Below are 26,376 nucleotides of genomic sequence, written 5' to 3' on the forward strand. Positions count from 1 at the left end.
GAAACCACCATGGCAGTCTCCGTATTCGACCTGTTCAAAATCGGCATCGGTCCCAGCAGCTCGCACACGGTGGGGCCCATGCGGGCCGCCCGCCTGTTTGTGGGCCGCCTTCTGCATGAGGGGCTGCTCGCCCGCACCGCCACCGTGCGCTGCTGGCTGCATGGCTCCCTGGGCGCTACGGGCAAGGGCCACGCCAGCGATGTAGCGGTGCTGTTGGGCCTCTCCGGGCTGGAACCCGACACGGTGGAGGTGGAGCAGATTGCGCCCACGCTGGCCGACATACGCGGCAACAAAAGCATCCAGCTGGCGGGGCAGCACACGATTGCCTTCAACGAAAAAGACGACCTGCTCTTCATGCGCGCGCCCCTGCCCTTCCATGCCAACGGAATGCGTTTGGTGGCGCTGGATGCTGCAGGTCAGGAGCTGGCCAACCGGGTGTACTACTCCGTAGGCGGCGGCTTTATCGTGAGTGACGAGGTAGCCGCCGACGGCAGTCGCCAAAAGGTGATTGCTCCAGACGCTACCGTGCTGCCCCTGCCCTTCACCAGTGGCGAAATGCTGCTGGAGGTGGCACGCCGCGAGGACTTAAGCATTGCCCAGGTGATGCGCCGCAACGAACAGCACTGGCGCAGCGATGCGGAGATTGACGCCGGCCTGCTGCGTATCTGGAATGTGATGCAAGACTGCGTGAAGCGCGGCTGTGCGACCGAGGGCGTGCTGCCGGGCGGCTTCAAGGTCAAGCGCCGTGCCAAGGCCCTGCGTGATGCGCTGGTGTCCAAACCTGAGGAGGCCTTGCGTGATCCGCTGCAGGTGCTGGACTGGGTCAACCTCTATGCCCTGGCTGTGAACGAAGAAAACGCAGCCGGCAGCCGCGTCGTCACCGCACCCACCAACGGGGCAGCCGGCATCATCCCCGCTGTGCTGCACTACTACAGCCGTTTTGTGCCGGGCGCGAGTGATGCCGGTGTGATCGACTTTTTGCTGACCGCTGCGGCCATCGGTATCTTGTACAAAGAGAACGCCTCCATCAGCGGCGCCGAGGTGGGCTGCCAAGGCGAAGTAGGCGTGGCCTGCAGCATGGCTGCTGCCGCCTTGTGCGCGGTGATGGGCGGCACGCCTGAGCAGGTGGAGAACGCCGCCGAAATCGGCATGGAGCACCACTTGGGCCTGACCTGCGACCCGGTGGGCGGGCTGGTACAGATTCCGTGCATCGAGCGCAACGCCATTGCATCGGTCAAAGCCATCAACGCCGCCCGCATGGCGCTGCGCGGCGACGGCAGCCACTTCGTGAGCCTGGACAAGGTCATCAAGACCATGCGCGAAACCGGCGCGGACATGAAAACCAAATACAAAGAGACGGCCCGCGGCGGGCTGGCGGTGAACATCGTGGAGTGCTGATCGGCAGCGACTGAGCGCCCTGGCGAGGGCACAATTCCTGTTTACTTCAAGGGAGTTAGGTCATGCTCAAAAGTACGTTGTTTGCGTTAACGACAGCCGTTGTTTTGACGGGCTGTGCGAGCCTGCCAACCAGCGCACTCGACGGGTCTGTGGGGGTCGATGGCGTGGCGTGCGTAGGCACCCCGCAGGTACCTGCGCAAGGCGTACAGGCCTCGGACAACCCGGCATTGCTGGCCGTGGCCCGATTGCCCAGCGACAAGGGCGGCGTGTGCGAAGCCAAGGTGCTGGCCGTCACCGCACCGGTGGCGCTGTACCGGGTGTTTGATGCCGACAAGCCGTACACCCAATGGGGCGGCTGGTGGTCCCTGCAGCCACCTTCGGGCACCAAAGAGCAATACCGGGCGGATAACGCCATCTGCCCGGAGTGGAGCCCTTTGAACAAGGTGGTGTCCTGCCAGGTGCGGCCCGGCAGCCAGCTGGTGATAGGCACCACCCAAAGCGCGCAGTGTGCCGATGGCAGCATCTACCCCAAGACAGCCCAAACCCAAGTGTTTGTGCCCAACGACAGCCGAGCCGGCATCGTGCATGTGGGCGCGTGTAGCGCAGCGAGCGACTGGCCTTGAGGCCGCAGATCAGGCCAGCGCGTTGCGCACGATGGCGGTGCGCAAGCGCGTCAGCTCTTCCACACCCAATATGTCGCGCAGCTGGGCCACGACGCGGCTGACGGCGGCTACATCGGTGATGGGTTCGCCTTCCCACTCGGTACCCATGTGCTCGGTGCCCAGCACTTCGGCAAACTGGCGATAGGTTTCTGTCATGCGCTGCACACTGCCCTCGCCTTCGGGGAACAAGCGCTCGGCGCGGTCGTTGGCGCCTATACGGCGCAGGGCCCGCTCAAAGGGTTCCAGACGTGCCTCCACATCGCGGGTGATCCAGAGCACATATTTCTGTTTGATCTGCAGGAGTCGGTCGGAGTGGTCCAAGGCTTCCTGCGTGGGGCCTTCGCGGAACAAGGTGCGCAATGCGGACAAGACTTCGGCCACATATTCCTCGCAAAAGGCCACGTGCTTGTCGAAAGCGATAGACGCCATGTGCGAGCCTGCAGCCAGAGAAAACCGCTGCTGGGTTTCAGCGAGCTGGTTCTCCTGCTGGCGCTTGGCTTGCTCGCGCAGGATGTCCACCACTACCGCCGACAGCGCGCCGAAGATGGGCACGGCCGCCAGCGTTTGCACCAGCTCGCCGTGCGGCAGCAACAGCACCGCGCCCAGCGCGACGAGGATGACGGCCAACAGAACCAGAATGTGTTTGCGTTGCATACGAGCGAGGGGAGAGCTTTACCAAAGTACGACTGTAGCGCGACAGTCCCCCTGCGCCGCCTACACACCGATTGCTATCAAATAGATAGCTGGATGCACACAAGAAATGGGCGCTACAGGCACTTTTGATGCATAAGCACTGTGTAACAAACATCTGCTTGCAAGCAGATTACAAAGCTTTACCCAGGTTTGCCAAAGCTGCAAACGCGCTTCACAGCCGACGCGCACCATGAAGGTCCCTTCACTTAGGAACCTCTCCATGAAAAAACTGTTGATCACGTCTTTTGTTCTCGGCTCTTTGACAGCAGGCTCTGCCTTTGCCGCAGGCCCCACGGCAGCCCCGGACCTGTCCGGCTTCAGCATCGGCACCAATGCCGAGTTTTCTCGCGGCAGCGTGACGGCCAACGACGGCAGCTCGGACGGCGGGGCCACCACCAGTGCCGGCATTAATGCCCGCTACGACTGGGCCCTGACGCCCACCTTCGCAGTCGGCCTGGGCGCCAGCTACAGCACCGGCAACCATGCGTTCGGCAGCTACGCCAACGGCACTGCAGCGAGCATCAACAACCGCTATTCGATTGACATCGTGCCCACGGTAGCCCTGTCCAACGACATTCAGTTGTTCGGCAAGGTCTCCTCGATTTACGGTAACGCGGCTTCCAGCGACGGCGTCAACAACCACGATGTGCAAGGCGTGGTCTACGGTGTCGGCGTGCGCAAGATGCTGGACAAAAATCTGTACGTGCAGGCCGGTTACGACCTGAACAAATTCCGCGATGTGACCTACAACAATGGCACCACTGCCAGCCTGCAAGAGAACGTGTACAGCGTGGGTATCGGCTACAAGTTCCGCTAACCAGCGCAGCAAAACAGGGGGTAACGCTGGGCCCCCAACCACCGGGGGCCCGGGCTGAAACCCGTTACTCCCGAGCGGCTGAATGGATAAACCGCAGTTTTGCAGGGCGCGCGCGATAAGCAGGTAAATTCGAGGGGTCCTACCCTCTCGCTATTGACCCAACCCGACGCTGCGCCCATGCCCACTTCCACACCCGCCCTTCCCTACTGGACGATTGCTTGGCCCTTAGTTGCCTGGGCGCTTCTAGCAGGCCAGGCCGCGGGCATGACGGGCAGCATCTACATCGGGCTCATGGCCGTGGGCTTGGTGGGTGCAGTGTTGGCGGCAGTGCACCATGCAGAGGTGGTCGCCCACAAGGTGGGTGAGCCCTACGGCACGCTGGTGCTGGCGCTGGCGATCACGATCATCGAGGTGGCACTGATCGTGTCCATGATGCTGGCCGGAGGCCCTGCCACCACCGCGCTGGCCCGCGACACGGTGTTTGCGGCTGTGATGTTGATTCTGAATGGCATTGTGGGCATTTGCCTGTTGGCCGGCGGCAGCCGCCACCGGGAACAGACCTTCGGGCAACTGGGCGTCAGTGCATCGCTCACCACACTGGCTGCGATCGCGGTGCTCACGCTGGTCTTGCCCAACTACACCACCAGCATTGCCGGGCCGGTCTACACGGCCAGCCAATTGGCGTTTGTGGCGATTGTGTCGCTCGTGCTGTATGGCACTTTTGTGCTGGTGCAAACCGTGCGCCACCGCGATTATTTTTTGCCGGCCCAAGCCGACTCTGACAGCCATGCCCCCCCGCCCTCGGGCCGGATAGCGGCGGCGAGCGGTTTATTGCTAATCGTGGGCCTGGTCGCCGTGGTGCTGCTTGCCAAGGGCCTGGCGCCCACCATCGAGGCGGCAGTGGCCCACGCTGGTGCGCCCAAGGCGGTGGTGGGCATCATCATTGCCATGGTGGTGCTGCTCCCTGAAGGGCTGGCAGCCTACCGCGCAGCCCAAGCCAACCGCCTGCAGACCAGTTTGAACCTGGCACTGGGCTCAGCATTGGCGAGCATCGGCCTGACAATTCCGGCCGTTGCGATTGTTTCTTTGGCCACGGGCTGGACGCTCACGCTGGGGCTTGATCTGAAGTCGGTGGTGCTGCTGCTTTTGTCACTGTTTGTGACCAGCCTCTCCTTGAGCACCGGCCGCACCACGGTGCTACAAGGCACCGTGCACCTGGTGCTACTGGCAACCTACCTGTTCACCACCATCGTGCCCTGAAGACCCAAACTGCTGATTTCTAGGCATTTCCGCGAGGGCAGTGCTAAATTAGCGCTTGGTCCAAGGAGTCTTCATGCGCAGGGTTTCCGTTTGGCTAGTCTTTATGTTCACCGTTGTGGGCGGGCTAATGGGGTGCTCCCCTGCGGATACCGAGCGCCCCCTGACCTACGTTGACACACCACCCGCCGACAGCGCGCCGGTCTACCGTTTGGCAGTGCACCCCCTGTACAACCCCCACAAGCTGACCGAAATTTATCGCCCCCTGATCAACTACCTCAACGCCCGGATCCCTGGGGTGCGTATGGAGGTCGAGGCGTCCCGCGACTACGCCGCGTATGAGGCAAAGATACGCAACGCTGGGCCCGCCTTCTTGCTACCCAACCCCTTGCAAACTCTACTGGCGCAGCAATCGGGTTACCGGGTCATCGCCATGGCGGGCGACCCGAAGGACTTCAAAGGGATCTTCATCGTTCGCAAAGACTCGGGCATCCGCAAGCCTGAGGACCTGAAAGGCAAGGCAGTGAGCTACCCCTCCCCCACCGCTTTGGCGGCCGCGATCATGCCTCAGGCGTTTTTGCACAGCCAGGGCTTGCGTGTCATGCAAGACATAGAGAACCAATACGTCGGCTCCCAAGAGTCTGCGATTTTGAACACCTACATGGGCACCTCAGCGGCCGCAGCCACTTGGCCACCGCCTTGGAGAGTTTTCCAAAAAGACCATCCAGAAGAAGCTGCCCAGCTGCAACAAATATGGGAAACACCGCACCTGATCAACAACTCGGTTATGGTGCATGCGCGTGTACCCGAAAAGCTGGCCAAAGAGGTGCAAGCCCTGTTGTTTGGCTTGAACCAGTCCCCGGAAGGCAAACAGATCTTGCAGTCCCTGGAGACTGCGGTGTTTGCCGCAGCCGATGATCGGAGCTACGAAGTGGTTCGCAATTACCTGCAAGAGTTCGAGACAACCGTGCGGCCCGTGATGCTGCCAACGCCCTGATGAGCCGCCATTTCTCGTTACGCACACTGTTGCTGGGCAGTCTGCGGCGTCAACTCATGGCCGGTATGGGGATCGTCGTCAGCCTGATGATGGCCATGTTGGTGTGGCAGTGGGCAGCCAGACAGCACGCCGACCTCAAAAACCAACAAACCGAGCAAGCCATCGCTTTGGCAGAGAGCATTGCGCTGTCATCTAGTGTCTGGGTTGCCTCGCGCGATGTGGCCGGCCTCCAGGAGATCGCCACTAACTCAGCGGGCTACCCGGATGTGCGCTTTGTGATTTTGCTGGACCGGCAAGGCCAAGTGCTGGCGCACTCGGACCCCGCGTTTCTAGGCAAATTTATGCCCGATCTCCCGGCAAGCGCCAGTGCCGAGACCACGATTATTCAGAATGCCAGCTCGCTCCTGGATCTGGCCAGCCCCGTCATGCTGGACCAGGAGCATTTGGGCTGGGTGCGAATCGGGATTGGGCGCACCCAACTGGACACACGCATCAAAGAGCTGCTGAAAAGCGGTCTGATTTATTTGCTCAGTGGCGCCTTGATGATTGTGTTTTTTGCGTCGGTGACCGGCCGCTATTTCACCCGCCGCCTGAGTGCGATCAGCCGGGTCGCCGAGGCGGTGCGCACCGGCGATACCAGCCAGCGGGTGAGCATGCGGGGCACCGATGAGGCTGCAAGCCTGGCGCGTGAGTTCAACAACATGCTGGACACCCTGCAGCAGCGCGAAAGCGAGCTGCTGCAGTCCAAGGATGCTTTGCGCATCGCCGCCACCGCCTTTGAGTCCAACGATGTGATGTTTGTGTGCGATGCCCAGTGGCGCATCCTGCAAGTCAACCGTGCTTTTGAGCGAGTGACAGGCTACACCCCGGAATACGCCGTCGGCAAAACACCCCGCGATTTGCTGGGCTCCAACCTGCAGCGACAAGACTTTTACGACACGATGGACGAAACCATCAAAGCCCACGGTAGCTGGCAAGGCGAAGTGTGGGACAAGCGGAGCAACGGCGAAACCTTCCCCGCCTGGAGCACCATCACCGCCGTCAAGAGCGCTTCAGGGCAACTGACGCACTATGTGGCCAACCTCTCTGACTTCAGCTCCCGCAAAGCGGCTGAGAACGAGATCAAAACACTGGTGTACTACGACGCGCTCACCATGCTGCCCAACCGGCGCATGCTGATGGACCGTCTAACCACCGCGCTGCACACTGCGCTGAGCCAACAGCGTTTGGGCGCGCTGTTGTTTGTGGATTTGGATGATTTCAAAACCTTGAACGATACGCTGGGCCACCACCAGGGCGACAGGCTGCTGCAACTCGTGGCAGAGCGCTTGCAAGCGTGCGTGCGCGGGGCAGACACCGTCGCCCGCCTCGGCGGCGATGAATTCGTGGTGATGCTGGAGGGCCTGAGCGACAACCGCCCCGACGCCGCCAGGCAAGCCGAGCAAGTCGCGGCAAAGGTCATGGCTGCACTGAATGTGCCTTATGAGCTCGGGTCTGCGGTGCGCAGAAGCACCCCCAGCGTGGGAATCACCTTGTTCGGAGACCAGGATGAGCTGATTGACGAGCCGCTCAAGCGCGCAGACCTCGCCATGTACCAGGCGAAAGCGGCGGGCCGCAACACCGCCCGCATGTTTGACCCCCAAACCCAGGCGGCAGTCACATTGCGCTCAGAGCTGGAAGCAGCTTTGCGCCAAGCGCTCGAGCAAGAGCAGTTTGTTCTGTATCTGCAACCGCAGATCTCCAGCCAGAACGGCGTGGCACGGGTGACCGGTGCCGAGGCGCTCATCCGCTGGCAGCACCCCACCCGCGGGCTGATCGGACCGGTGGAGTTCATCGGTATTGCGGAAGAGTGCGGCATGATCATTCCAATCGGGCAATGGGTCTTACGCACCGCCTGCAAGCAGCTCGCGCAGTGGAGCACGGTGCCCGACTTGGCGCACCTCACGATTGCGGTCAACGTGAGTGCCAAGCAATTCCACGAACCGGACTTTGTGCAGCAGGTGCTGGCGGAGCTGGAGCGCTCTGCAGTGCCGCCACGGTGCCTGAAGATTGAGATCACCGAGAGCATGTTGATCTCGAATGTCGATGAGGTCATCGCGCGGATGGAGGAACTCCAGCAACACGGTGTCGGCTTTGCGATGGACGACTTCGGCACCGGCTACTCATCCCTCACCTACCTCAAGCGGCTACCGCTTGATGTCTTGAAGATTGACCAGAGTTTTGTGCGCGATGTGCTGGTCGACAGCAACGACGCCGCCATCGTCAACATGATCGTGGCGCTCGCCAACAGCTTGGGCCTGAATGTGATTGCCGAGGGCGTGGAAACTGCCGAACAAATGCGCTACCTGGCGCAGCAAGGGTGCCGCGCCTACCAGGGCTATTTGTTCAGCAAGCCGGTATCGGCCCGGGAGTTTGAAGACCGGCTTGCTTCTTTCATCAAGCCAGTCACCAACAGCGAGCTGGCTACGAACTAAGCGCTGCCGGCAATCGGCTTGAGTGTGGGCACCACATCGCCGCATTGGGCGCGGTGGCGCAGGGCGTGGTCCATCACCACCAAAGCCAACATGGCCTCGGCAATCGGCGTGGCGCGAATGCCGACGCAGGGGTCATGGCGGCCTTTGGTCACGACCTCGGTAGGGTTGCCTTGGGAGTCAATCGAGGCGCGGGGCGTGATGATGGAGCTGGTGGGCTTGATGGCAATGCTCACCTCCAAGTCCTGCCCGGTGGTAATGCCGCCCAACACACCACCTGCGTTGTTGGTGGCAAAGCCTTCAGGCGTTAATGAATCGCCATGGGTGGTTCCGCGCTGGGCCACGCTGGCAAAGCCGGCGCCAATCTCGACACCCTTGACGGCATTGATCCCCATCATGGCGTAGCCGATGTCGGCGTCCATCTTGTCAAACAAAGGTTCACCCAAACCCACCGGCACATTGCTCGCGGTGACGCGGATGCGGGCACCGCAGGAGTCGCCGGCTTTGCGTAGGGCATCCATGTAGTCCTCTAGGGCCTGCACATCGGCTACTGGCGCGAAGAAAGGGTTGTTGGGCACGTGGTCCCAAGACTCGAAGGCAATGGGCAATTCGCCCACTTGCGTCATGCAGCCGCGGAACTCGGTGCCGAATTTCTCTTTAAGCCATTTCTTGGCCACTGCACCAGCGGCCACCATGGGCGCTGTCAGGCGAGCGCTAGAGCGACCACCGCCACGCGGGTCGCGGATGCCGTACTTTTGAAAGTAAGCGTAGTCTGCATGGCCAGGGCGAAAGGTGTCGAGGATGTTGCCGTAGTCCTTGCTGCGTTGGTCGGTATTCTGGATGAGCAGCGCAATGGGGGTACCGGTCGTTTTGCCTTGATAAACACCGCTCAGGATCTGCACCGCGTCCGGTTCATTGCGCTGGGTCACATGGCGGCTGGTGCCGGGGCGGCGGCGGTCCAAATCGATCTGGATGTCAGCTTCTGAGAGCTCCATGCCCGGGGGGCAGCCGTCAATGATGCAGCCGATGGCCGGGCCGTGGGATTCACCAAAGTTGGTGACCGTGAATGTGTGTCCGAAGGTATTGCCGCTCATAGTGCTCCGATTATCCCTGACGCGACTGCCGGACCCGGTAACCGGGCTGGAACAGTTTATGCATCGTGCTGCAGTGCACCATTTCAGTGTTTCACCGCTTTTTTGAACCAGGAGTGAGCCATGCTAGACCGCACTGCAACCAAGTTCTCCCATGTCAAACCTGAAGACACGCAATTTGTGTCCGGGGGCCTGCGTGATTTTTTCCTGTACCGGGATCTGGGCATCGCCAAAGCCACGCACGGAAAAGTGATTGCGCACCTGGTCAAAGCCAATATGGCACCAGAAAAAGGCACCGGCTGGCACCGGCATGAGGCGGACTTTCAAATCGTCATCATGACCAAAGGCTGGGCGCGCTTCATGTACGAAGACAAGGAAACGTTGGTTCAGGCGGGCGATGTGATTCACCAGCGCCCCGGCATCCGCCACTACCTGTTCGACTATTCCCCCGACATGGAGTACCTGGAAATCGTGTCCCCGGCGGACTTCAAATCGATTGATGTGGAGCCGGTCTGCGAGATCCCTGCGCCAACCCCATGGCCGGAGCAAAAGGCAGCCTGAAGACGCAGGGCGCCAAGACTTAAAACTCGGCGTCCAACTCGTCAATCTCGTCCGGCTCCGCCCGGGCGGCTTCCACCCACTCTTGCATGGCCGGCAAGGCCATCATGAGCTTGCAGTACGCAGCGGCCTGTTTGTCCAGCTTGACGTCATAGGTCATGAAGCGGGTGACCACCGGTGCATACATGGCGTCGGCAATGCAGGGCTGCTTGCCGAAGAGGTAGGGCCCGCCGTAGTTTTCCAGACAGTCTTTCCAAATGGCCAGCACCCGGTCGATATCGGCCTGCGCTCGGGACCAGACCTTGAAGTCGGGGAAATGCGCCTTGATGTTCATGGGCAATGCACCACGCATGGAGGCAAAGCCGGAATGCATTTCGCCGCTGACAGCGCGGCAATGGGCACGCGCTTTAATGTCGGCAGGCAACAGGCCAGCTTTCGGTTTGATTTCGTTCAGGTATTCGCCGATGGCCAGGGTGTCCCACACCGTCACACCGTCGTGCTGCAAAAACGGCACCAGCATGCTGCTGGACAGCAGCAGCATTTCGGCGCGCATGGCCGGGTCGTCCGGGGAGATCACTTTTTCCGAGAAATCCAGCCCCGCCAGCTTGGCCATCAGCCACCCTCGCAGAGCCCAAGCACCGTAGTTTTTGCTGCTGATGGTAAGAATCGCTTTGGCCATGGTGCTGCTTTCGGGGTTGTCGGTGTGCCCCATACCGTGCAAGGGTTGTGCCAAGCGCTGTGGCCCTAGCCTGATCAGCGGTCTTGGCGCGCAAATTGCCTAGAGAACATCACCAGGCTTTTGCCGCACCAAGACAGGACTCCCATGCTGTACCAGGCCTACCAGAACCAAACCGACCTGAGCTCCCCCTTGCGCCTCATGGCCCAGGGCATGAGTGCCATGCTCTGGATGAACCAGACCGAGGGCAGCTGGCTGCGCAAAATGTCCGCCGGCATGGAGGTGATCTCCCGCATGCGCCTGACCCATTCGCGGCCCGACTACGGCATTGACTCTGTGACGGTGGACGACGAGGTCCACCCGATTGAAGAAGAAACAGTCTTGAGCCTGCCCTTCGGCAGCCTGCTGCACTTCCGCAAAACCACCGCTCTGGCGGAACCCCAGCCCAAAGTGCTGCTGGTAGCTCCGCTGTCGGGTCACTTTGCCACCCTGCTGCGCGAAACTGCCCGCACTCTGCTGCAGCACCATGATGTCTACATCACCGACTGGCACAACGCCCGAGACGTGTCGCTGCGCCACGGCCCGTTCGGGCTAGACGATTACATCGACCACATGATCCGCTTCACCCAGACGATTGGCCCCGGCGCTCACCTGGTGGCCGTGTGCCAACCCTGCGTGGCAGCGCTGGCTGCCACCGCCCTGATGGCCGAAGACGACGACCCCGCCCAGCCCCGCAGCCTCACGCTGATGGCCGGCCCGGTGGACTGCCGGGTCAACCCCACCGAGGTGAACAAGTTGGCGGTGAGCAAGCCAATCGACTGGTTTGAGAAAAACCTGATCAGCCACGTGCCCCTGCCCCACAAGGGCTATATGCGCCGCGTGTACCCGGGCTTTGTGCAGCTTAGCGCGTTCATGAGCATGAACCCCGAGCGGCACAAACAGTCGTTCAAAGACCTGTACCAGCACCTGGTGAATGGCGATGTGGAAAAGGCCAATGTGATCCGCGTGTTTTATGACGAGTACCTGGCGGTGAATGACCTGCCCGCAGAGTTCTATCTCGAGACGGTGGAGAAGGTCTTCCAGACCTACGACTTACCGCTGGGCAAGCTCAGCTACCGCGGCAGACTGGTCAACCCAGCTGCCATCCGCCGCACCGCGTTGATGACTGTGGAGGGAGAGCGCGATGACATCTGCGCCGTGGGGCAGACCGTAGCTGCGCAAGACCTGTGCAGCAGCATCCGCCCCTATAAAAAAACACACCATGTGCAGACCGGTGTGGGGCACTATGGTGTGTTCAGTGGTCGCAAGTGGAACCAGCAAATCTACCCGCGGGTGCGGGAGATGATTCACTCCAGCGAAGGCTAGGTGTTCTCTGCCTCGGGCTTTTCGGCCTCGCCTTCGGGCCAGTCGCGGATGTAGGCCTTGAGCATTTTGTTCTCGAAGTTCTGGCTGTCCACCACGGCGCGGGCCACGTCGTAGAAGCTGATCACGCCTTGCAACATGCGGTTGTCGATCACCGGCATGTAACGGGCGTGGCGCTCCAGCATCATGCGGCGCACTTCATCCATTTCGGTTTCCAGGGTGCAGGTCAGCGGGCCGGGATCCATCGCGCGGTACACGCTGGTGGTGCCGAAGGTGCCACCGTTTTTGACCACCGCCTGAATCACTTCACGGAAGGTCAGCATGCCCACTACCAGGCCGTGCGAGATGACCACCAGTGAGCCGATGTCTTTCTCCGCCATCAGCTGGGCCGCATCGGCCAGAGAGTCCTCCGGCGTGGTCGTGTAAAGCGTTCCGCCTTTTACGCGCAGGATATCGCTGACTTTCATGGGGACTTCCTCGTGACACTGGGGTTGAATTTGTATAGCAAATATAGCCCACAATGCGCGGGTTTCATTGCGGTTTCATCAAGGTTTCATCACTGGAGACATCTATGGCTGGTTACGCTGACCCGGGCTTTGACACCCTTGCACTCCATGCAGGTGCCGCCCCCGACCCCACCACCGGCGCACGGGCGGTACCCATCCACCTGAGCACCTCGTTTGTGTTCGAGTCCAGCGAACATGCGCAGTCCCTCTTCAACCTGGAGCGCGCAGGCCATGTCTACAGCCGCATCAGCAACCCCACCAACGCGGTGCTGGAGCAGCGGGTCGCCGCGCTGGAGGGCGGCATAGGCGCCATCACCACCGCCAGCGGCCAAGCCGCTCTGCACTTGGCCATTGCCACCCTCATGGGCGCGGGCGGGCACATTGTGTCGTCCAGCGCCTTGTATGGTGGCTCACACAACCTGCTGCACTACACCTTGTCCCGCTTCGGCATTGAAACCACCTTTGTGAAGCCCGGCGATGTGGATGCCTGGCGCGCTGCGGTGCGGCCCAACACCCGCCTGTTTTTCGGGGAAACCGTGGGCAACCCCGGCTTGGATGTGCTGGACACCCCCACTATTTCGCAAATCGCGCATGAAGCCGGGGTGCCGCTGCTGGTGGACTCCACCCTTACCTCACCTTGGTTGGTGCAGCCCTTTACCCAAGGGGCCGATCTGGTTTACCACTCGGCCACCAAGTTCTTGAGCGGACATGGCACGGTGATTGGCGGTGTGGTGGTGGACGGTGGCAGCTTTGACTGGGCGCGCGCGTTTGAAGCCAGCGGCAAATTTGCCGAGCTAGCCGCGCCCTACGAGGGCTTTCACAACATGAATTTCAGCGAGGAAAGCACCGTGGGCGCCTTCTTGCTGCGCGCCCGGCGCGAAGGCCTGCGCGACTTCGGTGCTTGCATGAGCCCGCACAGCGCCTGGCTGATTCTGCAAGGCATAGAGACCCTGAGCCTGCGCATGGCCCGCCACATCAGCAACACCGAAAAGGTGGTGCAGTTCCTGGCCAGCCAGCCCTTTGTGAGCCGCGTAGGCCACCCGCTGCTGGAGAGCCACCCCAGCCACCAATTGGCGCAAAAGCTGCTACCCAAAGGTGCAGGCTCGGTGTTCAGCTTCGACCTCAAGGGCAACCGCGAGCAAGGCAAAAAATTCATTGAAACCCTCAAGGTCTTCAGCCACCTGGCCAATGTGGGCGACTGCCGCAGCCTGGTCATCCACCCGGCCAGCACCACCCATTTCCGCATGGGGGATGAGGCGCTGGCCGCGGGCGGTATCACGCAGGGCACCATCCGCCTGTCCATCGGGCTGGAAGACCCGGACGACCTGATTGACGACCTCAAGCGCGCGCTCAAAGCCGCAGAAAAGGCAGGTGCGTGATGGAAATCCAAGTCAACGGCGCCAACGCCTACTGCTACACCGGCGGCAAACCTTTCGATGCGACCAAGCCTACGGTGGTCTTCATCCACGGTGTGCTCAACGACCACAGCGTCTGGATTTTGCAAAGCCGCTACCTTGCTCACCACGGCTACAACGTGCTGGCCGTGGACCTGCCCGGCCACTGCCGCAGCGGCGGTGAGGCGCCGGAGACCGTGGAACAAGCCGCCACTTTCATCGTGGCCCTGCTGGATGCGGCGGGCATAGAGAAAGCCGCTTTGGTAGGCCACAGCTGGGGCTCGCTGATTGCGCTGGAGGCCGCCAGCCGACTCGGCGCACGCGCCACCCACCTGGTGATGGTGGGCACCGCCTACCCCATGAAAGTGTCCCCCGCCCTGCTGGAGACTTCGCTGCAAGAGCCCATAAAGGCGCTCACCATGATCAACGTGTTTTCGCGCAGCACGCTGGCGGCGCCTCCCTCAGCGCTAGGCCCGGGCACCTGGGTCTATGGCGCCAGCATGGCACTCGGCCGCCGGGTGCTGGCCAGCAACACGGCTGTCAATGTGTTCCACCGCGGCTTCAAGGCTTGCGACAGCTACGCTGGTGGCGAATCGGCCATGGCAAAAGTGCAATGCCCGGTGCTGTTTGTGCTGGGTGATCAGGACCAGATGACATCGCCCAAAGCCGCGCAGACGCTGGTTCAGGCAGCCAAGGCCGCAGGCGTGCGCACAGAGACCGTGCGGATTGAGGTAGGCCACCACCAGATGACCGAGGCGCCAGAGGAAACCCTGTCGGCCCTGGGACAGTTTTTGGGCAAACCCTGATACACAAGCAAGGCGCTACACATTTCGTAGCGCCTTGCGCATATCCCACCTGCGCTAGTGGCCTATTTCTTACAAATCTCAGACCTTGAGGCTGTAAGCAAAGCGAGCGCACTCTACCTGCAACCAGCCCAAGAATTGCGCAACCGACTCACTGGCCTCCACCGCCGAGGGCTGCAGCGCATAGTAGTGAGATGCATGCGGGCAGACATGGGCAAACGCCTGCACCAGCTCGCCACGTTGCAGCAAATTGTCGGCAATCGAGCGGCGGGTCAAAGCCACGCCCAAGCCTTGCCTAGCGGCCTCCAGCAAATGCGTCGAATCGGTGAATTCCATGCGGGTGGGTGGCCGCTGAAACTGCGGCTCAGCGTCAGGCATGGAAGACACCCAAGCCGCCCAGTTTTCGATGGAGTGCAACAGTGGCAGCTGCATGAGTTGCGCCAGCGTATGAGACTTGCGTTTGCCCAGCAGCGCTGGGGAAGCCACCAGCAACAAAGAATCTGGCATCAGGGGTTGGATGAGCGCATCAGCCCAATTGCCATGTCCGAAGCGGATGGCGCAATCCACCGTGCCAGCATTCAAGTCCACATACTCCATGGAGCCGTGTATCACCACACGAATGTCGGGGTAGAGCCGGCAAAAGTCTTGCAGTCGGGGGAGCAACCAACCATGTGCAAACGATGGCAGCACCGATACACGCAACAACTTTTCGCCCTTGCGTTGCCGGCTGCGGCGGCGGGTGTTTTCAGTGGCGTCTGAAATATCGTCCAGCGCCTGGCGCACCTGATAGCCATAGATGCGCCCCTGCTCGGTGAGCACCAGGCGGCGCCCGGTGCGCTCCACCAACGCAACCTCCAAAAAACTCTCTAGTGCCCTGATCTGGTGAGACACAGCACCAGGCGTCAGGCTCAACTCTTCTGCCACCGCACTCACGGAGCCCAGTCGCACCAACGCAGCAAACGCGCGCAAGCTGGGCAATGGAGGTGTGCGACTTGTCATGTGAATTTATTTCGCTGTAGCTGCGAAAAAGGTTAGCACATGGGTAGGGCCTGTTTTTCTAGACTGCAAACACGTCCACAAGACGCTTATTCCCTCAAACAAACCAGAAAGCATTCCATGCCCATCGATGAAATCCGCGCATTCCTGAACGACTATTTTGAAGTGCTGCAAACCCAAGACATGGCGCTCTTTGAGCGCGTCTTCCACAAAGATTGCGTGCTGTTCTCCCAACAAGACGGCGTACAAGTCACCCGCCCCTTTGCCGCTTACCGAGACATGGTGCAAGGGCGCGAGGCACCGGCCAAGGGCAACTATCCGCGCCAGGAAGAATTGTTGTTGGTGGACTTTTTGTCGCCCACCATGGCGGTGCTGAAAGTGCGCCTGCACCTGTTCAACAACATCATGGAAGACCACCTGAACATCATGAAACACGAGGGCCGCTGGATGATTTATGCCAAGCACTTTTACCGGGTCGGCAGCGTCTGAAACCCTGGGGCACACCCTCTTGCCCGGCATGCCCGGGCAGGGGAACATGGAGACCATATTGACACCGGAGCCCCCATGCCAACCGACACATCCGTGGACCCTCGCAGTTTCCAGAGCTTTGCCGAGTTCTATCCGTTTTACTTACGCGAGCACAGCAACACCACTTGCCGCCGCCTGCACTTTGTGGGCTCCACGCTGAGCTTGGCCTGCCTGGCGATGCTGCTCATCACGGGCAAGCCCCAATATTTTGTTTACGCGCTATTGTGCGGCTACGGCTTTGCGTGGCTGGGCCACTTTGGCTTTGAAAAAAACAAGCCCGCCAGCTTCAAGCGCCCGCTCTACAGCCTGATGGGCGACTGGCGCATGTATGCGGATATCTGGACAGGGAAGATCAAGTTCTGAACCGAATTAGGTTCGACTCGCGAGAGTAATTTGCTATATTTTTAGTAGCACTATGCACAATCTTGCTCAGTAGGACCGATACGAAGAGCGAATCTCCGTTGGTTCAATTTGCTCCAAGATTGCATACCCGCTTTCGACATAGGCGCCAGACGAAAGAATGCTCCCGTCATTGAGTGTGGCCGAGACCTCGTAACCGCTTTCACCGCAAACCATGAAATAGAAAGTGTGATCACTTCCCGGTGCAAGACGTTGTGCAGTAAGTGCGTTGGTAACGCCGCAACTGGAATAACGAAGAGCTATTGGCCCAACAGGCAACTTGGTATCGTTTTTGATGGATACAGACACCATTGGTGAGCCCCAACCACGTTTGATCGCCGTGAATGCTCCACTTGCGAATGCAATGCATAGCAAAAAACTAGCTGCGGCAACGATTGCGAAGCGTGATTTCATGCGCCTCGACCTAAAAGTAACCGGACACCGCAGGCGATCCGTTCGAGTAAAAAATCATCTTTCACGGCTGGGCACTTCCATACTTTTGCGGCGCAGCGACCTGTATGTCTTAAACGCTGCCAAGAATAAAAAGAAGGCCGCCATGCCTGTTCCGATGGCGACGTGAAAGTTCTCAGCTCTGTATGAGGCGACTGCATTCACAACCGCTCCAATGATGAACAAACTCAAGTTGAACGATACCAACGTGGATTTCATGATCCCTCTCCAAACTCAGCGGACTCCGCCAGGACAATAGCGCGAACATTGGTCAATTCTTACGTTCATATCGATCTATGAATATCCCCTGTTCGGGTGAATCTGCGAACCTCCGCTTCCGATTCTTCTCTACGCACGACAAGGGTTGCTCATCTTCAAAGGCGCACTCAATACACCCCCGCTTGCTACTCTTTCTGTAGCGCCTCCCGCACACTAGTCGTGCGCCAGCGGCCTAATTTCCATAAATTCTCGGTAAACGGCTCGGGCGTCAGCAGCAGGCGCTGCATCAGGGGCTCCAGCACGGTTTGGCCCAGATCGGCTAGCAATACATAGCGGGCTTGGCCATCGCGGTCGGTGGACTCTTGCAGCTGGCCTACCCAGTCCAGCTCTTGCAGGGTTTGCAGCACCGGCTCCAGGCGTTGCGAGTCCACGCGCAGGGCCAAGCGCAGGGTCGACAAGGTCAGCCCGCGGTCTTCGGCGCCTTTGGCCGTGTCCAGCATCTGCAGCACCTCCAGCGCCAGCTGAAACTGCCAGCCATGGCCCAGCTTGCGGCGTGGCACACCGGCCAAGAGGCTGGGCAAATAGGCGGTGAGTGCGGCACCCAGCAGCACGATGACCCAGGCAACATAGATCCAGATCAGCAAAATTGGTACGGTGGCAAACGCCCCGTACACCACCGAATACGTGGGCACCTTGGCGAGGTACATGGCCAGCCCCTTGCGCGCCAGCTCCATGCCGGCGGACACAAACAGCCCCCCCATCCACGCGTGGCCCCAGCGCACATAGGTGTTGGGCACGTAATGGAACATGGCCGCGGTGCCAGCCGCCACCAGCCCGAACTGCAGGCTATCGAGCAAGAATGTGATGCCCCCCGGCAGGCCACCCACCACCCCCTTGGAGGCCGTGATGGCATATGAGGTAATCGACAGGCTGGCCCCCAGCAACAGGGGCCCCAGGGTCACAGCAGCCCAGTAGACCAACACACGCTGACCAAACGGGCGGCGCTTTTTCACGCGCCAGATACTGTTGAGTGTGCGGTCGATGGTGAATATCAACGCCAACGCGGTGCCCAGCAATATCGCCAGCCCGGCCACGCCCAGTCGGCTGGCCTTGCCGGCAAACTGGTTCAGGTAGCCCAGCACTTGGCGGGCAATGTTGTCGGGCACCAGGCTCTCGATCAGCCAGCGCTGCAGCACATCCTGAAACTTGGCAAACATCGGGAAAGCGGTAAACACCGCCAGTGCCACCGTGATCAGGGGCACCAGCGCAATCGTGGTGGTAAAGGTCAGGCTGCTGGCGGTGAGGCCGAGCCGGTCCTCACGAAAACGCTCGCGCAGCATGACGGCTGCGTCTCGCCACGGAATGCTTGCGATGTCTTTTAACCAAGAGGTAAACAGGGGTTTGGCTTGCATGGGCCGAATCATGCCACCGGCCGGCAGGCTATCGCTCCACCATCACCGGGCGGGCCTTCCACCGCTGGATGCTGGCGCGCAAAATCTCATCCAACACACCGGCCTTTTTGAGCACGGCCAGGCGTGCGTCAATTTGCTCGAGTTTGTCGGCGCAGTTGCCTTTGCGGGTCAGGGCTAGGTAGTTGGGGGTATCTACCAAAAAGGGCTCCAAGGCCACAAAGCCGGTGTTGTCGCCCCGCTTCCAGAGCAGGGCCATGCCGGTGTAGTAGCCAGTTATAAAGTACTCCACGCGCCCGAGCTCCATGAGCCCGAAGCTGGCCTCGGGCCGGCTGACTTCTTGCACGGTGAGTTTTTCGTGGATGTATTCATCCAGCCCCCCGCCGAATACGTTGCCGCGTGCAATGGCGCCGCGCCGGCCGATCAGGTCAGCGCGGTCGCGGTAGACCCACGGCAGGTTGCGCAAAGTAAAAGCCGCCACCGGGTTTTGCAGCACTACCGTTTTGGGGTACAGCAAAAAGGCTTCGCGCTCGGGGGTTTTCTTGAGCGTGGCCACCATGTCGACCTCGCCACGCTCGGCCAACGCCATCACCCGTGGGAAAGGGCCCGGGCTGCGGATTTCAAAGTCGATTTTTAAATCGGTGAGTACCCGCTTTGCGATTTCGATGCTGGCGCCTTGCAGGGTTTCGCCGTCATACCAATGCAATGGCGGGTAGGTCGGGTCTGCCGCCACCACCATGCGGGTGCACTGTGCGTGCGCGGCAACGCCCATGGTCAGCCCCCCACAGGCCAACACCGCGTAAAAAATGCATTTGGCAAACCCCATGAAACCCCTAGGCCCGACTATCAGGCTGCCCGTACCGTAAACCAGTGGGGGAGCTCTGGCAATAGGGCGTGCCACCAACGGCAAACAAGCCCACTTGCGCCAAGCGGCGGCGCCATTTGGCTTAAGCTACGCGCCTCCACACGAATCGGTGCGCCCCGTGACTGCTGCTACCCCTGCTCCCTATGTTGTTGCTGCCCGCTGGGCTGCTGTTGCCAGCCTGATCGGCCTGATCGTGCTGGGCCTTGTGTGGGAACTGTGGCTGGCCCCCACCGGCCGCGGCACGCTGGCGCTGAAGGTGCTACCCCTGTGCATCCCGCTGGCGGGCTTGCTCAAAAGCCGCATGTACACCTACCGGTGGCTGAGCCTGATGGTGTGGCTGTATTTCACCGAGGGCGTAGTGCGCGCTTGGAGCGACAAGGCGCCGGGCAATTGGCTGGCCTTGATCGAGGTGGCACTGTGCATCGTGCTGTTTGTAGCCTGCACTTTCCATATCCGTTTGCGGCTGAAGGCGGGCAAAGCCTTGCAACCCGCTCTTGACAATACGACCCAACCCCCCTCCCCCTCTGTATGACTGCCACTGACACTTTGCGCGATACCTTGCGCGCCACCCTGCGCACCCTCGTGGGCGAAGCGCATGTACTCACCGAGGGCGACCTCACCGCTTACGAACAAGACTGGCGCAAACGCGAGCGCGGGCACGCCTTGGCCGTGGTGCGCCCCGGCACCACTGAAGAGGTTGCCGCAGTGGTCAAAGCCTGCGCGGCAGCCGGTGTGAGCTTGGTGCCGCAAGGCGGCAACACCGGCATGGTGGTGGGCTCGATCCCCGATGCCAGCGGCACCCAAGTGCTGTTGAGCCTGCAGCGACTGAACCGCATCCGCACCATCGACGCGGCCAACCTGACCGTGACGGTAGAGGCCGGCTGCGTGCTGCAAACCCTGCAAGAGGCGTGCGAAAAAGAAGGCTTTTTGTTCCCCCTGAGCTTGGCTGCCGAGGGCAGCTGCACCATTGGTGGCAACCTGGCCACCAATGCCGGCGGTACCCAAGTGGTGCGCTACGGCAACACCCGCGAACTGTGCCTGGGCCTGGAGGTGGTGACTGCGCAAGGCGAAATCTGGAGCGGCCTGACCGGCCTGCGCAAAGACAACACCGGCTACGACCTGCGCCACCTGTTTATTGGCTCCGAAGGCACGCTGGGTGTGATCACCGCGGCCACCTTGCGCATGTACCCGATGCCGGCTTCGCAGCTCACCGCGTTTGCGGCCGTGCCCTCGCTAGATGCTGCGGTGGAGTTGCTGGGCTTGGCCCACAAACACCTGAACGCTGGACTTACCGGCTTTGAGGTCATGGGCGACTTTGCGCTGGGCCTGGTGCGCAAACACTTTCCGCAGCAAAACGTGCCGTTTGGTGGCCTATCCCCCTATTGCGTGGTGCTCGAGAACTCCGATCACGAGTCAGAAAGCCATGCCCGCGAACAATTCGAGCGCTTGCTGGAAGCAGCACTCGAGCAAGGCTGTGTGCTCGACGCCGTGGTGGCCGAGAACATCGCCCAAGCCCGCGCGCTGTGGCACATCCGCGAGAGCATTCCGCTAGCCCAGGCCCAAGAGGGCCTGAACATCAAGCACGATATCTCGATTGCGGTGTCACGCATTCCGGCCTTTGTGGCAGAAACCGATACGCTGCTGGAACAACACTTTCCCGGTGCGCGGTTGGTCAACTACGGCCATTTGGGCGACGGCAACCTGCACTACAACGTGCAGGCCCCTGACAACGCGGATGCCGAAGCGTTTTTGCGTGATCAGGAAGGCCCGATCAACGCGCTGGTTTACGAAGTGGTGGACCGTTACAACGGCTCGATTTCGGCAGAGCACGGCATCGGCAGCCTAAAGCGCGAAAAGCTGGCCCACCACAAATCACCCGTGGCCTTGGGCGCCATGCGCGCCATCAAGGGCGCGCTGGACCCCCACAACCTGTTGAACCCGGGCCGGGTGCTATCTGTTGACTAGCCTGTGGCGCATTTGATTCTTTTGGGCATTGTGTATGTGTCCTTCATCAGTTTGGGGCTGCCGGACGGCATTCTGGGTGTAGCGTGGCCTGCCATCCGAACCGACATGGGCCAGCCCTTGGCGGCGGTAGGTGCGATCACCATCACCATGACCATCTGTTCGGCTACCGCAAGCTTTTTTGCGGGGGCGATTGCCAAGCGCATGGGCACCGGTGCCGTGGTGGCTACCAGTTGCTTGATGACGGCGCTAGCGCTGCTGGGCTTTTCGATCGCGCCCTCTTTCGGCTGGCTGGTTGCACTGGCGGTGCCGCTGGGCTTGGGTGCTGGCGCGGTGGATGCCAGCCTGAACCACTTTGTGGCGGCGCATTATTCGTCCCGCCACATGAACTGGCTGCATGGCTTCTGGGGCGTGGGCGCCACCACCGGCCCATTGATCATGGGCTTGGCACTGGCCAGCAGTGGCGGCTGGGCGCTTGGGGTGCGCAGCATCGGGCTGATGCAACTGACGCTCGCTGTGGCACTTTTTGCCACGCTGGCGCTCTGGGCCAAAGAACACGCCAAGCCACCCGCCGGTGACGATGCGCATGGCGAGGCGGCGTTCAAACCCGTGCGCCCACTGGCTACCTGGTTGGCGCCCACCTTGTTTTTGCTTTATGTAGCGGCTGAGATGGGCACCGGCCTGTGGGCGGCCAGTATTCTGGTGACCGACCGTGGCCTCGCGCAGGCGCAGGCCGGCATCTGGGTGTCAGTGTATTTCGGCTCTATCACCGCCGGGCGTTTTGCAGTGGGGCTGATCGCCAACCGGCTGGGCAACCGCCGGCTGGTGCGGCTGGGCATTTGGGTGGCTGCGACGGGTGCGCTGGTGTTTGCCTTGCCCAGCGTGTTTGGCAGTGCGGCCAGCTTCGGATTGGTGTTGATGGGATTGGGCTGCGCGCCGGTATTCCCCTCGCTCATGCACGAAACCGCGCGCCGCTTTCCGGAGGACGTGGCCCGCACCGTCATTGGCCGGCAAATGACCTTTTCCTACGCCGGTGGCTCGGTCATTCCCGCAGGTTTCGGGTTGCTGGCTACCTGGGCCGGCTTGGGCGCGGTGATGCCGGTAGTAGTGGTCATCCTGCTGGCGCTGCTGGTACTGGCTGCAGCGCTGGACCGGATGACCTGACCCGGCCTATAGCAATCAGGTCCGTGCCAGTTTGCGGGCCAGTTGCTCCAAGCGGGCTTGGTAGCTCACTGCATCAAACGGGCGGCGGGCGCTGCCGCTGTTCACCGCGGCTTGCGCCACCCGCAGAGACACGGTTTGCAGCAAGCGCTTGTCAAGCAAGGTGGGCAGCAGCTTGTCTTTGCTGAAGGCGGCGTCTTCACACGCCAGATCGGCCAGCGCCAGCACTGCGGCTTTCTTCATGTCTTCATTGATTTGCGGCGCACCCACGTCCAGCGCAGCGCGGAACAGGTACGGGAAGCACAGCGCGTTATTGACCTGGTTGGGGTAGTCTGACCGGCCGGTGGCGGTGATGGCGTCTGCCGCGGCGGCCATGACCAGTTCGGGGCGGATTTCAGGCTCAGGGTTGGCCAACGCAAACACCACCGGCTTGGCGGCCATGCTGCGCACCATGTCTTGGCTGACCACACCAGGGCCGGACAGGCCCAGAAACACATCGGCACCTTGCAGCGCATCGGCCAGGGTGCGGGCGGCAGTGTCGCGGGCCCAAGCGGCTTTTTCGCCGTCATCGCCCTTGGCGCCACGGCCTACGTAAATTACGCCCTTGGAGTCGCACACCACGATGTTGGATTTTTTGGCACCCAGGCTGACCAGCAACTCCAGGCAGGCGTTGGCAGCGGCACCCGCGCCGTTGCACACCAGGGTCGCAGCTTCCAGGGTTTTGCCTTGCAGGCGCAGCGCATTGATCAAGCCGGCAGCCACCACAATGGCGGTGCCATGCTGGTCGTCATGGAACACGGGAATCGACAAGCGGGCCCGCAGCGCTCGCTCGATCTCAAAGCACTCAGGCGCCTTGATGTCTTCGAGATTGATGCCGCCAAAAGTAGGGTGCAAGCTGGCGATGGTGTTGATGAGCTTTTGCGGGTCGGTCTCGTCGATCTCGATGTCAAACGCATCGATGCCGGCAAAGCGCTTGAACAGCACGGCCTTGCCTTCCATCACCGGCTTGCCGGCCAGCGCACCGATGTTGCCCAGGCCCAGCACCGCGGTGCCGTTGGTGATCACAGCCACCAGGTTGCCTTTGGCGGTGTATTGGTAAGCGAGCTCGGGGTCTCGCTCAATCTCCAGACAGGGCACAGCCACACCGGGCGAATAGGCCAAGGACAGGTCGTCCTGGCTGCCCACGGGCTTGGTGACATGGATCTCAATCTTGCCGCCGATGTCGTCTGAATCACGGGCGCGGTGGTAGGCCAGCGCGGCTTCGTGCAGATTGAAGGCAGCTTCAGCAGCCTGGCCTTGTGGTGATTGCTCGGCGCCCGCTGCGGTGGGGGCGGCCATCTGGGTTTCGATGAGGGACATGCAAGCGGCGCGGTGAGCGCGGTGAAAATAGGCCAAAGGCGGCGGAGCGCCAGATTCTGCGCGTGTTGCCCGCCCGCGGCCAGCAAAATATGGGCAAATTCCATGCGGAAATGTCTTCACCGTATGCAGGGCAGACATACCCCGCCCACCCTACAATTTCAACCATGACCAGCCCTACTCCCCAGCGCCCTGTGCGCAGCCAGTACGAAGACTTCATGCGCCATGTGCACACGACGGGTGTGTTCAAACCAGACCGCACGGGCACAGGCACTACCAGCGTGTTCGGGCACCAGATGCGGTTTGACCTGAACGAAGGCTTTCCCCTGGTCACCACCAAAAAAGTGCACCTGCGCAGCATCATCCAAGAGCTGCTGTGGTTTCTGACCGGGTCGAGCAACAACAATTGGCTCAAAGAGCGCGGCGTCACCATCTGGGACGAATGGGCTAACCCCGAAACCGGTGACCTGGGCCCGGTCTACGGCGTGCAGTGGCGCAGCTGGCCCACGCCGGATGGCGGCCACATCGACCAGATTGCCGACGTCATCAAAACCCTCAAGAGCAACCCTGACAGCCGCCGCATTATCGTGAGCGCTTGGAACGTGGCGGAGTTGAGCAAGATGGCGCTGATGCCCTGCCACGCGTTCTTCCAGTTTTATGTGGCACCCGCCGAAACTGAAGGCGGAAAAGGCCGCCTCAGCTGCCAGCTGTACCAGCGCAGTGCCGACATCTTTTTGGGCGTGCCCTTCAACATTGCCAGCTACGCCCTGCTCACGCACATGGTGGCGCAGCAGTGCGATCTGGAGGTGGGCGACTTTATCTGGACCGGTGGCGACTGCCACATCTACAGCAACCACCGCGAGCAGGTGGAACTGCAGCTGAGCCGCGCGCCTATGGCCTACCCCACGCTGCATGTCAAGCGCAAGCCTGAAAGCATCTTCGACTACCAGTTTGAAGACTTTGAGGTCGAGGGCTACGAGTGCCACCCCGCCATCAAGGCACCGGTTGCGGTGTGATGGCAGGCACCATGAGCACCACCGCCACACTCCCCCGCCTTCACTTGATTTACGCCCGCGCTGCGAATGGCGTGATCGGTGCAAACGGCACCCTACCCTGGCATTTGCCCGAGGACTTGGCTCACTTCAAGCGGACCACGCTGGGCTGCCCGGTCATCATGGGGCGCAAGACTTGGGACTCACTGCCCCCGAAGTTCCGCCCCCTGCCGGGCCGTGCCAACATCGTTGTCACCCGCCAGCCGGATTGGAACGAAACTGGTGCCCAGCGCGCGTCTGACATGCGCGAGGCGCTACAAATTTGTGAGCAAGCTGCAGACGTTTGGGTGATTGGCGGTGCCCAGCTCTATGCCTTGGCCGAGCCACTGGCCACCACCGCGGTGGTGACGGAGATTGAGCAAGACTTTGCGGGGGATGCCTACGCCCCCCACTTGGGTGAGGCGTGGCTGGAAACGGCCCGCGAGCGCCATACGGCAGCCAGCGGGCTGGGGTTCAGCCTGGTGACCTACACCCGCCGCTAAGCAGGCAAGCGCTTATTTTTTACTGGATTGGTGGCCGATCACGCCACCTGCGGCTGCACCTGCTGCTGTACCCAGCACGCCGCCACCGATCACGTTGCCCGCGACGCCACCAATCACCGCGCCAACGGCGGTGTTCTTCTCGCGGGTAGTCATACCGGCGCAGCCGCTCAAAACCAAGAGGGCCAACACGACTGCGGTGCTACGGAGGGAAGTGGATGTATTTTTCATGGAACGACCTTTTTCTGATCAACAAAATGTGATGGTCGAAGTATCTGCAGGCTTGTGTGCGCTGGGTAGCAGACAGCGCCGCAAAGGCGTGTAGGTACAGTCCTACATACATTCGGGTGGATGGCCCATGGCGAACGCGTATGTTCGCAGGCACACTACAACCCAACCCCACCACCAACGATATGACCGTGCTCACCACCTATCTCGTCGAAGACAGCCCGGTCATTCAGCAAAGCCTGATTGCCACGCTGCAAGAACTCACCCCTGTGGCCGTCGTTGGCATGGCAGCGGACGAGCAAGCTGCGCTGCAATGGCTTGCGGACCCTGCGCACGAGGCGGAGCTGGTCATCGTGGATATTTTTTTGCGCAGCGGCTCCGGCGTCGGCGTGCTGCGGGGAGCACAACAAAACAAGCCACCACGGCATATGGTGGTGTTGAGCAATTACGCCACCCCTGACGTGCGCGCCACCTGCATGGCACTGGGGGCACAGCAGGTATTTGATAAATCAACCGAGATAGACGCGCTGATTCTCTACTGCCAAACGCTGGCAGCAAGCGGCATGCAGCCTGCTCCAGCTGCTTGA

Annotated in this window: 27 protein-coding genes and 1 pseudogene; 19 read left to right on the forward strand and 9 right to left on the reverse strand. The window is 61.1% G+C overall.

Annotation, left to right across the window (positions count from 1 at the left end; all coding sequences use genetic code 11):
* Window positions 1-9: 9 nt before the first annotated feature.
* Both RAE21_RS08600 and RAE21_RS08605 read left to right on the forward strand, forming a co-directional pair.
* Window positions 10-1,398 (forward strand): L-serine ammonia-lyase, encoded by a 1,389-nt coding sequence (locus RAE21_RS08600; protein ID WP_313881001.1) that lies wholly within the window; start codon window positions 10-12, stop codon window positions 1,396-1,398.
* A gap of 62 nt (window positions 1,399-1,460) precedes the next feature.
* Window positions 1,461-2,021 (forward strand): hypothetical protein, encoded by a 561-nt coding sequence (locus RAE21_RS08605; protein ID WP_313881002.1) that lies wholly within the window; start codon window positions 1,461-1,463, stop codon window positions 2,019-2,021.
* 9 nt (window positions 2,022-2,030) lie between these two features.
* Here the strand turns inward: RAE21_RS08605 and RAE21_RS08610 are convergent, their stop codons facing one another.
* On the reverse strand, window positions 2,031-2,714 hold the full coding sequence (locus RAE21_RS08610; protein WP_313881003.1) for a hypothetical protein: 684 nt from the start codon (window positions 2,712-2,714) through the stop codon (window positions 2,031-2,033).
* A gap of 259 nt (window positions 2,715-2,973) precedes the next feature.
* Between RAE21_RS08610 and RAE21_RS08615 the strand changes: the two genes are divergently transcribed.
* The 4 genes from RAE21_RS08615 (at window position 2,974) to RAE21_RS08630 (ending at window position 8,298) form a co-directional block, all read left to right on the forward strand.
* Window positions 2,974-3,570 (forward strand): outer membrane beta-barrel protein, encoded by a 597-nt coding sequence (locus RAE21_RS08615; protein ID WP_313881004.1) that lies wholly within the window; start codon window positions 2,974-2,976, stop codon window positions 3,568-3,570.
* A 177-nt stretch (window positions 3,571-3,747) separates the two neighbouring features.
* Complete coding sequence (locus tag RAE21_RS08620) at window positions 3,748-4,830, forward strand: calcium:cation antiporter (RefSeq protein ID WP_313881005.1); 1,083 nt, start codon at window positions 3,748-3,750, stop codon at window positions 4,828-4,830.
* A 103-nt stretch (window positions 4,831-4,933) separates the two neighbouring features.
* On the forward strand, window positions 4,934-5,824 hold the full coding sequence (locus tag RAE21_RS08625; RefSeq protein ID WP_313881006.1) for a phosphate/phosphite/phosphonate ABC transporter substrate-binding protein: 891 nt from the start codon (window positions 4,934-4,936) through the stop codon (window positions 5,822-5,824).
* On the forward strand, window positions 5,824-8,298 hold the full coding sequence (locus RAE21_RS08630; protein WP_313881007.1) for an EAL domain-containing protein: 2,475 nt from the start codon (window positions 5,824-5,826) through the stop codon (window positions 8,296-8,298). The genes RAE21_RS08625 and RAE21_RS08630 overlap by 1 nt, the downstream gene beginning before the upstream one ends.
* Here RAE21_RS08630 and aroC read toward each other — a convergent pair.
* A complete protein-coding gene (aroC, locus tag RAE21_RS08635) occupies window positions 8,295-9,389 on the reverse strand; it encodes a chorismate synthase (protein ID WP_313881008.1) in 1,095 nt (364 codons plus the stop codon). The genes RAE21_RS08630 and aroC overlap by 4 nt on opposite strands.
* A 120-nt stretch (window positions 9,390-9,509) precedes the next feature.
* On the opposite strand from aroC, the gene RAE21_RS08640 reads away from it, so the two are divergent.
* Window positions 9,510-9,947, forward strand: coding sequence for a cupin domain-containing protein (locus RAE21_RS08640; RefSeq protein WP_313881009.1), 438 nt, complete (start codon window positions 9,510-9,512; stop codon window positions 9,945-9,947).
* 19 nt (window positions 9,948-9,966) lie between these two features.
* Here the strand turns inward: RAE21_RS08640 and RAE21_RS08645 are convergent, their stop codons facing one another.
* Window positions 9,967-10,623, reverse strand: a complete 657-nt coding sequence (locus tag RAE21_RS08645) for a glutathione S-transferase (RefSeq protein ID WP_313882687.1) — start codon at window positions 10,621-10,623, stop codon at window positions 9,967-9,969.
* 144 nt (window positions 10,624-10,767) lie between these two features.
* Here RAE21_RS08645 and RAE21_RS08650 point away from each other — a divergent pair, with 144 nt between their 5' ends.
* Window positions 10,768-11,985, forward strand: coding sequence for a polyhydroxyalkanoate depolymerase (locus tag RAE21_RS08650; RefSeq protein ID WP_313881010.1), 1,218 nt, complete (start codon window positions 10,768-10,770; stop codon window positions 11,983-11,985).
* On the opposite strand, the gene RAE21_RS08655 is transcribed toward RAE21_RS08650, so the two are convergent.
* Entirely contained in the window at window positions 11,982-12,449 is a 468-nt protein-coding gene (locus tag RAE21_RS08655; protein ID WP_313875762.1) for a CBS domain-containing protein, read from the reverse strand. The genes RAE21_RS08650 and RAE21_RS08655 overlap by 4 nt on opposite strands.
* Window positions 12,450-12,553: 104 nt before the next feature.
* Here RAE21_RS08655 and RAE21_RS08660 point away from each other — a divergent pair, with 104 nt between their 5' ends.
* Together RAE21_RS08660 and RAE21_RS08665 are read left to right on the forward strand one after the other, a co-directional pair.
* Window positions 12,554-13,867 (forward strand): O-acetylhomoserine aminocarboxypropyltransferase, encoded by a 1,314-nt coding sequence (locus RAE21_RS08660; protein WP_313881011.1) that lies wholly within the window; start codon window positions 12,554-12,556, stop codon window positions 13,865-13,867.
* Window positions 13,867-14,688, forward strand: a complete 822-nt coding sequence (locus RAE21_RS08665) for an alpha/beta fold hydrolase (protein WP_313881012.1) — start codon at window positions 13,867-13,869, stop codon at window positions 14,686-14,688. Before RAE21_RS08660 ends, RAE21_RS08665 begins: the two co-directional genes overlap by 1 nt.
* Window positions 14,689-14,766: 78 nt before the next feature.
* Here the strand turns inward: RAE21_RS08665 and RAE21_RS08670 are convergent, their stop codons facing one another.
* Window positions 14,767-15,684 carry a LysR substrate-binding domain-containing protein gene (locus RAE21_RS08670; RefSeq protein ID WP_313881013.1) on the reverse strand — a complete coding sequence of 306 codons (918 nt, stop codon included), beginning with the start codon at window positions 15,682-15,684 and terminating at the stop codon, window positions 14,767-14,769.
* 117 nt (window positions 15,685-15,801) lie between these two features.
* On the opposite strand from RAE21_RS08670, the gene RAE21_RS08675 reads away from it, so the two are divergent.
* The 3 genes from RAE21_RS08675 to RAE21_RS08685 all read left to right on the forward strand — a co-directional run bounded on the left by RAE21_RS08675 (window position 15,802) and on the right by RAE21_RS08685 (window position 17,188).
* Window positions 15,802-16,170, forward strand: coding sequence for a nuclear transport factor 2 family protein (locus tag RAE21_RS08675; protein ID WP_313881014.1), 369 nt, complete (start codon window positions 15,802-15,804; stop codon window positions 16,168-16,170).
* 75 nt (window positions 16,171-16,245) lie between these two features.
* Window positions 16,246-16,572 (forward strand): Mpo1-like protein, encoded by a 327-nt coding sequence (locus RAE21_RS08680; RefSeq protein ID WP_313881015.1) that lies wholly within the window; start codon window positions 16,246-16,248, stop codon window positions 16,570-16,572.
* Window positions 16,573-16,903: 331 nt separating this feature from the next.
* Window positions 16,904-17,188: a hypothetical protein gene (locus tag RAE21_RS08685; protein WP_313881016.1), complete on the forward strand. Its 285-nt coding sequence runs from the start codon at window positions 16,904-16,906 to the stop codon at window positions 17,186-17,188.
* 274 nt (window positions 17,189-17,462) lie between these two features.
* Here RAE21_RS08685 and RAE21_RS08690 read toward each other — a convergent pair whose 3' ends face one another.
* Window positions 17,463-18,689, reverse strand: a complete 1,227-nt coding sequence (locus RAE21_RS08690; RefSeq protein WP_313881017.1) for a YihY family inner membrane protein — start codon at window positions 18,687-18,689, stop codon at window positions 17,463-17,465.
* A gap of 28 nt (window positions 18,690-18,717) precedes the next feature.
* Window positions 18,718-19,512 carry a substrate-binding periplasmic protein gene (locus tag RAE21_RS08695; RefSeq protein WP_313881018.1) on the reverse strand — a complete coding sequence of 265 codons (795 nt, stop codon included), beginning with the start codon at window positions 19,510-19,512 and terminating at the stop codon, window positions 18,718-18,720.
* 157 nt (window positions 19,513-19,669) lie between these two features.
* On the opposite strand from RAE21_RS08695, the gene RAE21_RS08700 reads away from it, so the two are divergent.
* Genes RAE21_RS08700 through RAE21_RS08710 form a run of 3 tightly spaced genes read left to right on the forward strand, consistent with a single transcriptional unit; the run spans window position 19,670 to window position 22,677 of the window.
* Window positions 19,670-20,083: a DUF2069 domain-containing protein gene (locus RAE21_RS08700; protein ID WP_313881019.1), complete on the forward strand. Its 414-nt coding sequence runs from the start codon at window positions 19,670-19,672 to the stop codon at window positions 20,081-20,083.
* Window positions 20,080-21,516 carry an FAD-binding oxidoreductase gene (locus RAE21_RS08705; protein ID WP_313881020.1) on the forward strand — a complete coding sequence of 479 codons (1,437 nt, stop codon included), beginning with the start codon at window positions 20,080-20,082 and terminating at the stop codon, window positions 21,514-21,516. Before RAE21_RS08700 ends, RAE21_RS08705 begins: the two co-directional genes overlap by 4 nt.
* Before the next feature lie 3 nt (window positions 21,517-21,519).
* On the forward strand, window positions 21,520-22,677 hold the full coding sequence (locus RAE21_RS08710; RefSeq protein WP_313881021.1) for an MFS transporter: 1,158 nt from the start codon (window positions 21,520-21,522) through the stop codon (window positions 22,675-22,677).
* Window positions 22,678-22,695: 18 nt separating this feature from the next.
* On the opposite strand, the pseudogene RAE21_RS08715 reads toward RAE21_RS08710, so the two are convergent.
* Window positions 22,696-24,012 (reverse strand): annotated as a pseudogene (locus RAE21_RS08715) (malic enzyme-like NAD(P)-binding protein); the annotation flags it as partial.
* Between the two features lie 185 nt (window positions 24,013-24,197).
* Here RAE21_RS08715 and RAE21_RS08720 point away from each other — a divergent pair.
* Entirely contained in the window at window positions 24,198-25,046 is an 849-nt protein-coding gene (locus RAE21_RS08720) for a thymidylate synthase (RefSeq protein WP_313881022.1), read from the forward strand.
* 11 nt (window positions 25,047-25,057) lie between these two features.
* Window positions 25,058-25,564: a dihydrofolate reductase gene (locus tag RAE21_RS08725; protein WP_313881023.1), complete on the forward strand. Its 507-nt coding sequence runs from the start codon at window positions 25,058-25,060 to the stop codon at window positions 25,562-25,564.
* A 12-nt stretch (window positions 25,565-25,576) separates the two neighbouring features.
* On the opposite strand, the gene RAE21_RS08730 is transcribed toward RAE21_RS08725, so the two are convergent.
* Entirely contained in the window at window positions 25,577-25,792 is a 216-nt protein-coding gene (locus RAE21_RS08730) for a YMGG-like glycine zipper-containing protein (RefSeq protein WP_313881024.1), read from the reverse strand.
* 140 nt (window positions 25,793-25,932) lie between these two features.
* Between RAE21_RS08730 and RAE21_RS08735 the strand changes: the two genes are divergently transcribed.
* Window positions 25,933-26,376, forward strand: coding sequence for a response regulator (locus RAE21_RS08735; protein WP_313881025.1), 444 nt, complete (start codon window positions 25,933-25,935; stop codon window positions 26,374-26,376).

This window comes from Rhodoferax potami (assembly GCF_032193765.1).
In the GTDB taxonomy this organism is placed as follows: domain Bacteria; phylum Pseudomonadota; class Gammaproteobacteria; order Burkholderiales; family Burkholderiaceae_C; genus Allorhodoferax; species Allorhodoferax potami.

Coding starts and splice junctions, on each gene's coding strand:
- RAE21_RS08600 (WP_313881001.1), top strand. CDS start 10: ATGGCAGTCTCCGTATTCGACCTGTTCAAAATCGGCATCGGTCCCAGC.
- RAE21_RS08605 (WP_313881002.1), top strand. CDS start 1,461: ATGCTCAAAAGTACGTTGTTTGCGTTAACGACAGCCGTTGTTTTGACG.
- RAE21_RS08610 (WP_313881003.1), bottom strand. CDS start 2,714: ATGCAACGCAAACACATTCTGGTTCTGTTGGCCGTCATCCTCGTCGCG.
- RAE21_RS08615 (WP_313881004.1), top strand. CDS start 2,974: ATGAAAAAACTGTTGATCACGTCTTTTGTTCTCGGCTCTTTGACAGCA.
- RAE21_RS08620 (WP_313881005.1), top strand. CDS start 3,748: ATGCCCACTTCCACACCCGCCCTTCCCTACTGGACGATTGCTTGGCCC.
- RAE21_RS08625 (WP_313881006.1), top strand. CDS start 4,934: ATGTTCACCGTTGTGGGCGGGCTAATGGGGTGCTCCCCTGCGGATACC.
- RAE21_RS08630 (WP_313881007.1), top strand. CDS start 5,824: ATGAGCCGCCATTTCTCGTTACGCACACTGTTGCTGGGCAGTCTGCGG.
- aroC (WP_313881008.1), bottom strand. CDS start 9,389: ATGAGCGGCAATACCTTCGGACACACATTCACGGTCACCAACTTTGGT.
- RAE21_RS08640 (WP_313881009.1), top strand. CDS start 9,510: ATGCTAGACCGCACTGCAACCAAGTTCTCCCATGTCAAACCTGAAGAC.
- RAE21_RS08645 (WP_313882687.1), bottom strand. CDS start 10,623: ATGGCCAAAGCGATTCTTACCATCAGCAGCAAAAACTACGGTGCTTGG.
- RAE21_RS08650 (WP_313881010.1), top strand. CDS start 10,768: ATGCTGTACCAGGCCTACCAGAACCAAACCGACCTGAGCTCCCCCTTG.
- RAE21_RS08655 (WP_313875762.1), bottom strand. CDS start 12,449: ATGAAAGTCAGCGATATCCTGCGCGTAAAAGGCGGAACGCTTTACACG.
- RAE21_RS08660 (WP_313881011.1), top strand. CDS start 12,554: ATGGCTGGTTACGCTGACCCGGGCTTTGACACCCTTGCACTCCATGCA.
- RAE21_RS08665 (WP_313881012.1), top strand. CDS start 13,867: ATGGAAATCCAAGTCAACGGCGCCAACGCCTACTGCTACACCGGCGGC.
- RAE21_RS08670 (WP_313881013.1), bottom strand. CDS start 15,684: ATGACAAGTCGCACACCTCCATTGCCCAGCTTGCGCGCGTTTGCTGCG.
- RAE21_RS08675 (WP_313881014.1), top strand. CDS start 15,802: ATGCCCATCGATGAAATCCGCGCATTCCTGAACGACTATTTTGAAGTG.
- RAE21_RS08680 (WP_313881015.1), top strand. CDS start 16,246: ATGCCAACCGACACATCCGTGGACCCTCGCAGTTTCCAGAGCTTTGCC.
- RAE21_RS08685 (WP_313881016.1), top strand. CDS start 16,904: ATGGATACAGACACCATTGGTGAGCCCCAACCACGTTTGATCGCCGTG.
- RAE21_RS08690 (WP_313881017.1), bottom strand. CDS start 18,689: ATGCAAGCCAAACCCCTGTTTACCTCTTGGTTAAAAGACATCGCAAGC.
- RAE21_RS08695 (WP_313881018.1), bottom strand. CDS start 19,512: ATGGGGTTTGCCAAATGCATTTTTTACGCGGTGTTGGCCTGTGGGGGG.
- RAE21_RS08705 (WP_313881020.1), top strand. CDS start 20,080: ATGACTGCCACTGACACTTTGCGCGATACCTTGCGCGCCACCCTGCGC.
- RAE21_RS08720 (WP_313881022.1), top strand. CDS start 24,198: ATGACCAGCCCTACTCCCCAGCGCCCTGTGCGCAGCCAGTACGAAGAC.
- RAE21_RS08725 (WP_313881023.1), top strand. CDS start 25,058: ATGAGCACCACCGCCACACTCCCCCGCCTTCACTTGATTTACGCCCGC.
- RAE21_RS08730 (WP_313881024.1), bottom strand. CDS start 25,792: ATGAAAAATACATCCACTTCCCTCCGTAGCACCGCAGTCGTGTTGGCC.
- RAE21_RS08735 (WP_313881025.1), top strand. CDS start 25,933: ATGTTCGCAGGCACACTACAACCCAACCCCACCACCAACGATATGACC.